We start from the raw sequence: 11,034 nt of genomic DNA, 5'->3' as shown, positions 1-11,034 counted from the left end.
GACCAGGCTGCTTTGGATGCTGCATTTGAAACTTTCAAATCAGGTTTTGGAGTAAGCGGCGGTTGTGATGCCAAAGGTGAATTTATAGGAAACCCTATGGCACCAACTTTATGTACAGGCGGAACGGTTAGTGTTAGTTACAAAATAACCGACAAATGTTATAGTGAAACAATCACCAAAGACTTTATCATAACTGCTCCTGCAGCTGTAGTTCCGCAATCACCAGATCCTGTAAACGCATCGGCTTGTGCTTATGCTGACCAGGCTGCTTTGGATGCTGCATTTGCGACTTTCAAATTAGGTTTTGGAGTAAGCGGCGGTTGTGATGCCAAAGGGGAATTCATAGGAAACCCTATGGCACCAACTTTGTGTACAGGCGGAACGGTTAGTGTTAGTTACAAAATAACCGACAAATGTTATAGTGAAACAATCACCAAAGACTTTATTATTACTGCTCCTGCAGCTGTAGTTCCACAATCACCAGATCCTGTAAATGCATCGGCTTGTGCTTATGCGGATCAGGCTGCTTTGGATGCTGCATTTGCTACTTTCAAATCAGGTTTTGGAGTAAGCGGAGGCTGTGATGCCAAAGGGGAGTTTATAGGAAATCCTGTGGCACCAACTTTATGTACAGGCGGAACGGTTAGTGTTAGTTACAAAATAACCGACAAATGTTATAGTGAAACAATCACCAAAGACTTTATCATAACTGCTCCTGCAGCTGTAGTTCCGCAATCACCAGATCCTGTAAACGCATCGGCTTGCGCTTATGCTGACCAGGCTGCTTTGGATGCTGCATTTGAAACTTTCAAATCAGGCTTTGGAGTAAGCGGCGGTTGTGATGCTAAAGGGGAATTTATAGGAAACCCTATGGCACCAACTTTATGTACAGGCGGAACGGTTAGTGTTAGTTACAAAATAACCGACAAATGTTATAGTGAAACAATCACCAAAGACTTTATCATAACTGCTCCTGCAGCTGTAGTTCCGCAATCACCAGATCCTGTAAACGCATCTGCTTGTGCTTATGCGGATCAGGCTGCTTTGGATGCTGCATTTGAAACTTTCAAATCAGGTTTTGGAGTAAGCGGAGGTTGTGATGCCAAAGGGGAATTCATAGGAAATCCTGTGGCACCAACTTTATGTACAGGCGGAACGGTTAGTGTTAGTTACAAAATAACCGACAAATGTTATAGTGAAACAATCACTAAAGACTTTATTATTACTGCTCCTGCAGCTGTAGTTCCACAATCACCAGATCCTGTAAATGCATCGGCTTGTGCTTATGCGGATCAGGCTGCTTTGGATGCTGCATTTGCTACTTTCAAATCAGGTTTTGGAGTAAGCGGAGGCTGTGATGCCAAAGGGGAATTTATAGGAAACCCAGTGGCACCAACTTTATGTACAGGCGGAACGGTTAGTGTTAGTTACAAAATAACCGACAAATGTTATAGTGAAACAATCACTAAAGACTTTATTATTACTGCTCCTGCAGCTGTAGTTCCACAATCACCAGATCCTGTAAATGCATCGGCTTGTGCTTATGCGGATCAGGCTGCTTTGGATGCTGCATTTGCTACTTTCAAATCAGGTTTTGGAGTAAGCGGAGGCTGTGATGCCAAAGGGGAATTTATAGGAAATCCTATGGCACCAACTTTATGTACAGGCGGAACGGTTAGTGTTAGTTACAAAATAACCGACAAATGTTATAGTGAAACAATCACCAAAGACTTTATTATTACCGCTCCTGCAGCTGTAGTTCCACAATCACCAGATCCTGTAAACGCATCAGCTTGTGCTTATGCTGACCAGGCTGCTTTGGATGCTGCATTTGAAACTTTCAAATCAGGTTTTGGAGTAAGCGGCGGTTGTGATGCCAAAGGTGAATTTATAGGAAACCCTATGGCACCAACTTTATGTACAGGCGGTACAGTAAGTGTTAGTTACAAAATAACCGACAAATGTTATACTACCACGATCACCAAAGACTTTATTCTTACTGCTCCAGCGCAAGTTGTTCTTCCAGTAGCCCCTGACACATTCAGTGGATCAGCTTGTAATTATGCTGATCAGGCTGCTTTGGTTACTGCTTTTGAAGCCTTTAAAGCAGGTTTTGGAGTAACAGGTGGTTGTGATCCAAAAGGTAGTTTTGTTGGAGATCCAATTTTACCAACTTTATGCGAAGGTGGTACAGTAACGGTAAGTTTTATGATCACTGATAAATGTTATAGTAAAACAATTACCAGAGATTTTACAATTCTTAAAAGTGATTTGTTAAGCGTTGAACGTCCTGCTGATAAAACAGTGGTTTGTGGTGAAGACGTGGATGCTGCATTTGCTGCGTGGATCTCAGGTTTCAAATTTACCGGAGGATGTCTTGGAAATGTTGATGCCACAGATTTATCTCAGTTTGTAAAACCTCAAATAGGAGTACCGTTAGTTATTGAGTACATTGTTTCTAACAGATGTGAAAGAGTTGTAAAAACTTCAACATTCTTGATTACGCCATGTACAACTCCAATTTGTACGTATACTCAGGGATATTATGGAAATGTAGGAGGTATGGCATGTGCCGGAGGAGTTTCTTACACTACCAAAGAGCTTATTGCGAAATCATTAAGTACTTATCCAGGAGGAACAATGCGAATTGGTATAGAAGGAAAATCCGTTTTAGTGTCTAACAATCCAGTTGATATCGATGCTGTGATTGCAGTTTTACCAGGAGGTGGAGCAAGTAAAGTTTTACTAAATGGAAATCCTCAAATAAGTGCGTTGCCACCATCCTATCTTAAAAAAGGAACTATCAATAATACCTTATTAGCTCAGACTATAACTTTAGGACTTAATTTAGGTATTGATAGTGAGCTAGGTAATTTCAAATTGCAGGCTGGTATACTGGCAATAGCGGAACCTGTTGGTGGTTGTGGATCTAAAGATCCAAAAGTTCGTACTTGTAATCCTGACGGAACGGTAAGTAATGAGTATAAATATTACACTATTCCGGGTAATGTAGTTAGTAAATTAGGTGGAGGTAAAACTGTTGGTGATCTGTTCAATTTAGCCAATCAGGCACTTGGAGGCGGAGATACTTATGGACTTTCTCTTTCTGATATTGCTAGTTTAGTAGATCTGATCAATAATGCATTTGATAAATGTAGAATTTCAATGGGATACAACATGCAACCTCTTGCCTGTGTAGCTACTGAAGAAACTATAGTTTTACAACCAATTACACCAGAAACGACTGTAGTTGAAGAGACTAGCAAAGGAGGTAAAAAAGCAGATTTTGATGCTTATCCGATGCCATTTAAAAACTACATCACAATTCGTTATAACTTTGATTATGCAAGTGATGTTAGAATTGAATTGTTTAATACATCTGGAGTATTGTTATCTTCAAAAACAGATACAGACTCTTACTCAGGTAAAGAATACACCTTTAATATAGATTTCTATGTAGGTAAATTCCAGGTTTATATTCTTAAAATTACCACAAGTAAAGGCAGTAGTTCTAAAAAAATTATTTCCGATGGTAATTAATGATTTATAAAATTTTATTTAAAAGCATCCGTTAAAATCGGATGCTTTTTTTTGAGGTTTACGGTAGGGATTGTACTTTGATTGTTAGGTTATTGTGCTTTTAAAGATGGCGCGAAATGGAAAAAACGGTTATGAATTTAAGAAAAAATTCATGAATTTTATTTTTTGGTTTGGTTTTTGGAAGTACCTTTATATATAAAACTTAAAAAAAAACAAATATTATGAAAAAGATACTTACCCTTTTTGCGGTTGTTGGACTTATAGCATTCTCTAGTTGTGAAGGACCAGAAGGACCTCCGGGAGTTCCTGGACTTCCTGGAGAAGATGGGTTAATTGCTGAAGTTTACGAAGTTAGTGGTGTTAATTTTACCGCTGCTAACGATTATAATCCTATAATTCCTCTAAATCCTGCCATTTTTGATTCGGATATGGTTGTTTTGTATAGATTAGCAGGAGTAGATAATGGCCAGGATGTTTGGAAAATGACTCCTGAACTTTACTATTTTGCAGATGGAAGATTTAATTTTGGTTACAATTTTAATTTTACGAAAAATGATGTTAGTATTTATATGGATGGAAATGATCTAGCTAGTGTTGAAAGTTCTTTCAGAACAAATCAAATATTTAGAATTGTGATTATTCCAGGATACTTAACCGGTACTAATAAATCTGCTAATAAATCTGATTTTTCTGATTATAACGCAGTTATTGAAAAGTATAATATTGACGATACAAAAATAAAATCAATTAAATTATAAGTTGATTTATATTCATAAAAAAAGGAGATCATATGATCTCCTTTTTTTATGAATATATGTTTCCGGAAAAATTAATCCAGATCTAAATCGGTTAGGTCTTTTTCTTTACCAAATTTAAGAGAAACTATAATTCCCACTAAAAGCGATAGTGCAATAAATCCTAAAGAAGCCCATTCCGGAATATGGATGAAATCGTGTAGAATCATTTTTAATCCAACAAAAGCTAAAATGGCAACAAGACTATATTCTAAATAACTGAATTTCGCCAGCATATTAGCCAAGAAAAAGTACATAGAACGTAAACCCAGAATTGCAAAAATATTAGAACTGAACACTAAAAACGGGTCAGAAGTAATAGCCAGAATTGCAGGAACACTATCAACAGCAAATAAAACATCCATTACTTCAATAACAATTAAGGCAACGAACAATGGAGTTGCAGCTCTTTTTGCTGTTTTTGTCGGGATGAAAAATTTCTCCCCATCTGTTTCGGATGTAATCGGAATAATTTTTCCTAATGTTTTATATACGAAAGAATCTTTTGGATGAAAATCTTCATCTTCACCAGAAAACAACATTTTTAGCGCAGTAAAAATTAAGAATGCACCAAATAAGTAAGTAGTCCAGGTAAATTTATTGATCAGCATTACTCCGAAGAAGATCATTAATCCTCGGAAAACAATCGCTCCTAAAATTCCCCAGAATAAAACACGGTGTTGGTATTTTTGTGGAATCTTAAACGAAGCAAAAATAATTGCAATCACAAAAATATTATCAACGCTCAATGATAATTCAATTAAATAACCTGTAATAAACTTCATAGAAGCGACCGCAGGCTTAAGACCATCTGGATTGGCAATATAATCTGTAGTATAAAGCCAGTAAATAACTCCTGAAAAGGCAAATGACAGTGTTACCCAAATCAACGTCCATTTGCTTGCTTCTTTAGTGCTGATTATATGAGGTGTTTTGTTAAAAACGCCCAAATCTAAAGCAAGAATAATAATTACGGCTAATAAAAAGAAAATCCAAACCATTATGAGATAATTTTAAATGATTTACAAAGATAGGTTTTGAAGTTTAACTTAAAAATTAATTATTTGAAAAAGTTTCCTTCAAATTAATATAAAATAAAAAAAAATGCCATCAATTAAGATGGCACTTTTTAGTATAACTTGAGCTTTGAATTATAGTGCTGATTTTACAGTTTTGATAATTCTTGCAGCAATTTTGTATGGGTCTCCGTTTGAAGCTGGTCTTCTGTCTTCTAACCAACCTTTCCATCCTTTTTGAACAGTCATTAAAGGAATTCTGATAGAACATCCTCTGTCTGAAACTCCATAAGAGAAATCGTGGATAGATGCAGTTTCGTGTTTACCAGTTAAACGTTGGTCGTTGTAAGCTCCGTAAACAGCGATGTGCTCAGCAGTAACAGGACGGAAAGCCTCGCAAATTCTTTCGTAAGTTGCTTGATCTCCACATGTTCTTAACACCTCGTTAGAGAAGTTAGCATGCATACCTGAACCATTCCAGTCTGTATCTCCTAATGGTTTTGGGTGATATTCAATATAGTAACCATATTTCTCAGTCAAACGATCTAATAAGTAACGAGCAACCCAAATTTCGTCTCCGGCTTTTTTAGCACCTTTAGCGAATAATTGGAATTCCCATTGTCCACAAGCAACCTCTTGGTTAATACCTTCAAAGTTAATTCCGGCAGCGATACATAAGTCAGCATGTTCTTCTACTAATTTTCTTCCGTGAGTGTTTTTTCCACCAACAGAACAGTAGTACATACCTTGTGGAGCAGGATATCCTCCAACAGGGAAACCTAATGGCAATAAAGTTTTAGTATCCATGATGAAGTATTCTTGTTCGAAACCAAACCAAAAATCTTCATTATCATCATCAATTGTAGCTCTTCCGTTAGAAGGATGTGGTGTTCCGTCTGCGTACATAACTTCAGACATAACTAAATATCCGTTAATACGTGTTGGATCTGGGTAAATTGCAACAGGAACTAAAAGACAGTCTGATGAACCACCTTCTGCTTGTTTTGTTGATGAACCATCAAATGACCAATTTCCAAGTTCTTCTAATGTTCCTTTGAAATTTTCGTGTTCTTCAACTTTAGTTTTACTTCTAAGATTTTGAGTTGGTTCATATCCATCTAACCAAATGTACTCTAACTTAATTTTAGCCATAATAATATAATTTATTTTTTTGTTTTTTTTCGCTGGGTCAAATATAGATTTATTTTTTTAGTCCTAAAAATTAGGGGGCTATTTTGTTTTACGGAGTATAATTTTTTAGAGAAGCGCAATTTTGGCAGGGGTATATTTTTAAAAAAGCAATTTTTAACACTATAAAAAAATAAATTCGTAATAATTACGGGAGTTTTTTGAATTTCTGGGTTAAGGAATTATGAAAAAATGTTTATTTAATGAATAATACCGGTGTATTTTGTTACATTTCTTTAAATTGAATTAATTATTCTTTGAAAAAAGGGCCTTCTATTGAAATATTACCACATAAATTTCCAAAATATATCTTTCAAATAGCCTCTTTTATTGCTTATATTTGTTCCTCTTTTTTTAGTGAAATTTATTACGAATCTTTAAACTTATATACATGTCAACATTACGTTTCCAAGCTTTAAAAGAAGCTTCGACAAGAAAGCCAGTACATTTTGAAGAAATTGATAGAAAATCTAACATTTTTGGTTCAAATGTATTTAATGAGAAAGCAATGAAGCAATATTTAACTTCAGATGCTTTGAAGGGAGTTAGGGATGCAATTCAGCACGGAACTAAAATAGACAGAAAACTGGCAGATTATATCGCCATGGGAATGAAAGAATGGGCTTTGGCCAAAGGCGTAACACATTATACACACTGGTTTCAGCCACTTACAGGAACAACGGCAGAAAAACATGATGCTTTTTTTGAAACATCTTATGACGGAAGCGATCCTGTAGAAAAATTTGGCGGAGCTCAATTGGTTCAACAAGAACCTGATGCATCAAGTTTCCCGAATGGCGGAATCAGAAATACTTTTGAAGCCAGAGGTTATACTGCCTGGGATCCAACTTCTCCAGCCTTTATATATGGTACAACTTTATGTATTCCAACTGTTTTCATAGCGTATACCGGTGAAGCTTTAGATAATAAAATTCCGTTGTTAAGAGCCTTATCTGCGATGGATGAAGCAGCAACAGAGGTGTGTCGCTATTTTGATAAAAATGTAAAAAAGGTAACGGCAACTTTAGGTTGGGAACAGGAATATTTCCTGATTGATAAAGCATTGGCTAATTCACGTCCTGATTTAATGATGACAGGAAGAACCTTATTAGGACATACTTCTGCAAAAGGACAGCAATTAGATGATCATTATTTTGGTTCTATTCCCACTCGTGCCTTAACTTATATGAGAGATTTAGAGCAGGAATGTATGTTGCTAGGAATTCCGGTAAAAACGCGTCATAATGAGGTAGCACCAAATCAATTTGAGTTGGCACCTATTTTTGAAGAAACAAATTTAGCGGTTGATCACAACTCTTTATTAATGGATGTGATGCAAAGAGTGGCGGAGCGTCATGATTTTAAAGTGTTATTCCACGAAAAACCTTTTAAAGGTGTAAACGGTTCAGGAAAACACAACAACTGGTCGTTGGCAACCGATACCGGAGTTAATTTATTGAGTCCGAGTAAGACTCCAATGAGTAATTTGCAGTTTTTGACTTTCTTTATCAATACGATTAAAGCAGTTAACGATTACGAAACTTTGTTAAGAGCTTCTATCGCAACAGCTAGTAATGATCACAGGTTAGGAGCAAACGAAGCACCGCCGGCAATCATCTCTGTTTTTATTGGAGCGCAATTAACAAAAGTTTTATCTGAATTAGAAAGTGTAACAACCGGTAAATTATCTCCTGAGGAAAAAACCGATTTAAAACTGAATGTTGTGGGTAAAATTCCGGATGTTCTTTTAGATAATACAGACAGAAACAGAACATCGCCTTTTGCCTTTACAGGAAATAAGTTTGAGTTTAGAGCCGTTGGTTCAAATGCAAACTGCTCGAATGCAATGACAACGCTAAATGCAATTGTAGCGAAACAATTGAAAGATTTCAAAATAGAAGTTGATAATTTGATCGACTCTAAAGACATGAAAAAAGATGACGCCATCTTTAATGTTTTGAGAGAATACATAAAACAATCTAAGAAAATACTTTTTGAAGGCGACGGATATTCTGATGCCTGGGAAAAAGAAGCAGCTAAAAGAGGTTTAAGTAATTTTAAAACTACTCCCGAAGCTATTAAAGCAAAAGTTTCTAAGCAAGCACTTGATTTATTTGATGAATTAGGAATCTTAAATCATGTTGAAGCAGAAGCCCGCTACGAAATTGAATTGGAAGAATACACTAAAAAAATCCAGATTGAAGGAAGAGTTTTAGGGGATATTTCCAGAAATCATGTTATTCCAACAGCGATTCGTTACCAAAATACATTAATTGAGAATGTAAAAGGTTTAAAAGAAATCTTCGGAAAAGAATTCGAAACTATTGCAAAAGAGCAAATTGTTTTAATTAAAGAAATTTCAGGTCATATTGAAGGAATCAATTCTAAAGTATTGGCCATGACGAACGAAAGAAAGAAAGCGAATCAATTGACAGATGCCCAAAAAATGGCAGAAGTGTACTGTAATAATGTAAAACCTTATTTTGAAGATATTCGTAATCACTGCGATAAGTTAGAGTTATTGGTTGACGACGAAAGCTGGACACTTACTAAATACAGAGAATTACTGTTTACAAAGTAATTAATAAAATAATTAGACTAAAACCCATCTTAAACAGGTGGGTTTTGTTTTTTAGATTAAGATACGAAGATAACTTCGTGATTTTTTTATCAATCAAACATCCGAATCAATAAAAGAATTAAAAAAAGGGATTATCTTTGCACCACATCAACACAAACTAATTTTCATGAGTTCAGATTCTAGCAAAAGGTACGCACAAAGAGGTGTTTCAGCATCAAAAGAAGACGTACACAACGCAATAAAAAATATAGATAAAGGTTTATTCCCTCAGGCATTCTGCAAAATTGTTCCTGATTACTTAACTCAGGATTCAGAACATTGCTTAATTATGCATGCTGATGGAGCTGGTACAAAATCGTCTTTGGCATATATGTACTGGAAAGAAACTGGTGATATTTCTGTTTGGAAAGGAATTGCTCAGGATGCTTTAATCATGAACATTGATGATCTATTATGTGTTGGAGCAACAGATAATATCTTGCTTTCTTCTACTATCGGAAGAAACAAAAACTTAATTCCTGCTGAAGTTATTTCGGCTATTATCAACGGAACCGAAGAATTAATCAATGAATTAAAATCTTTCGGTGTAACCATCCATTCAACTGGTGGAGAAACTGCCGATGTTGGAGATGTAGTTCGTACTATTATTGTAGATTCTACTGTAACAGCTCGTATGAAACGCAGCGATGTTGTGGATAATGCCAATATTAAAGCGGGTGATGTAATTGTTGGTTTGGCTTCTTTTGGTCAGGCAACTTACGAAAAAGGTTATAATGGCGGAATGGGAAGTAACGGATTAACATCGGCACGTCATGATGTATTCGGAAAATATTTGGCTAAAAAATACCCTGAAAGTTACGATGCTCTTGTTCCGGAAGAATTAATTTACTCGGGTCAGGTAAATCTAACAGATGAAGTGGAGAATAGTCCAATAAACGCTGGTCAGTTGGTACTTTCTCCAACAAGAACTTATGCACCAATTATCAAGAAAATTTTAGATACTTATACGCCAAACGATATTCACGGAATGGTACATTGTAGTGGAGGAGCGCAGACTAAAATTCTTCATTTCGTTCAAAATTTACACATTATAAAAGATAATTTATTCCCGGTTCCACCATTGTTCAAATTAATTCAGGAACAATCAAAAACAGACTGGAAAGAAATGTATCAGGTTTTCAATTGCGGTCACCGTATGGAAATCTATGTTCCTGAAAATATTGCTCAGGATATTATTGCGATTTCAAAATCATTCAATGTCGATGCACAAATCGTTGGTAGAGTAGAAGCGGCTGATATTAAGAAATTGACAATTAGCAGCGAATACGGAACATTCGAATATTAATTTTTAAGTTACAAAGGTTCAGAGGTTCTGAGTTGCAAAGGTTTTTTATACTGGAGTTTCAACAGGACCTTTTTTATTAATAATTAGTTTTTTTAGGAGCTAATCCCGCTATCCGTTACAATCTTTTGTGCCTCCCGATAGCTATCGGGACGGACACAAAAGGATTTTCACTGCTATCGGGGCTAAAAACACCAGAGTTATGTACGAGCTACTTTTTTGGAGATATTTAGATGAGATTTATTTAAATCATCACGAAGTTTACGAAGCACTTCTTGAAAAAGAAGAAGTTGAAGGATTAGAAACACTTCCTGTCGAGGTAATTTTTAACCGAATCGCTTCTGTATTCTCAGAATGGGAAAAAGTAGATGAAAACAGCTGGCAAAACACGAAAGGAAAAGGTGCTTTCCAGGTTATTTCAACTCCACAAAGCATCAAAATTGACTGCTACGGTACCGAAGGTAAAACCATGAATAAGTTAGTGGCTTTGATGGAAGAGTTTAAATGCCCATTATACGATCCGCAAGTGCCGGAACGTTATGACGAAATGAGTGAATAATTATTATAAAAAAC

General features: G+C 35.9%; 7 protein-coding genes. 5 read left to right on the top strand and 2 right to left on the bottom strand.

What is annotated here, in order from left to right; genetic code table 11:
• Positions 1-3,540 (top strand): T9SS type A sorting domain-containing protein (locus BUA98_RS10020; RefSeq protein ID WP_139257001.1); only part of this gene is annotated, 3,540 nt, incomplete at its 5' end.
• 221 nt (positions 3,541-3,761) lie between these two features.
• A complete protein-coding gene (locus BUA98_RS10015; RefSeq protein ID WP_072971739.1) occupies positions 3,762-4,298 on the top strand; it encodes a hypothetical protein in 537 nt (178 codons plus the stop codon).
• A 71-nt stretch (positions 4,299-4,369) separates the two neighbouring features.
• On the opposite strand, the gene BUA98_RS10010 is transcribed toward BUA98_RS10015, so the two are convergent.
• Entirely contained in the window at positions 4,370-5,338 is a 969-nt protein-coding gene (locus BUA98_RS10010; protein ID WP_072971737.1) for a TerC family protein, read from the bottom strand.
• Between the two features lie 147 nt (positions 5,339-5,485).
• A complete protein-coding gene (locus tag BUA98_RS10005; protein ID WP_072971733.1) occupies positions 5,486-6,502 on the bottom strand; it encodes a glutamine synthetase beta-grasp domain-containing protein in 1,017 nt (338 codons plus the stop codon).
• 427 nt (positions 6,503-6,929) lie between these two features.
• Here BUA98_RS10005 and BUA98_RS10000 point away from each other — a divergent pair, with 427 nt between their 5' ends.
• The 3 genes from BUA98_RS10000 to BUA98_RS09990 all read left to right on the top strand — a co-directional run bounded on the left by BUA98_RS10000 (position 6,930) and on the right by BUA98_RS09990 (position 11,020).
• Entirely contained in the window at positions 6,930-9,119 is a 2,190-nt protein-coding gene (locus tag BUA98_RS10000) for a glutamine synthetase III family protein (protein WP_072971729.1), read from the top strand.
• Positions 9,120-9,285: 166 nt separating this feature from the next.
• The gene (locus BUA98_RS09995; RefSeq protein WP_072971726.1) at positions 9,286-10,464 is read left to right on the top strand and encodes an AIR synthase related protein; all 1,179 of its coding nucleotides are present in this window, start codon (positions 9,286-9,288) and stop codon (positions 10,462-10,464) included.
• Positions 10,465-10,663: 199 nt separating this feature from the next.
• On the top strand, positions 10,664-11,020 hold the full coding sequence (locus BUA98_RS09990; protein WP_072971723.1) for a hypothetical protein: 357 nt from the start codon (positions 10,664-10,666) through the stop codon (positions 11,018-11,020).
• The last annotated feature ends 14 nt before the right edge of the window (positions 11,021-11,034 follow it).

The sequence above is a fragment of the Flavobacterium saccharophilum genome (assembly GCF_900142735.1).
Lineage (GTDB): Bacteria > Bacteroidota > Bacteroidia > Flavobacteriales > Flavobacteriaceae > Flavobacterium > Flavobacterium saccharophilum.
This window is presented reverse-complemented; position numbering and strand designations above follow the sequence as displayed.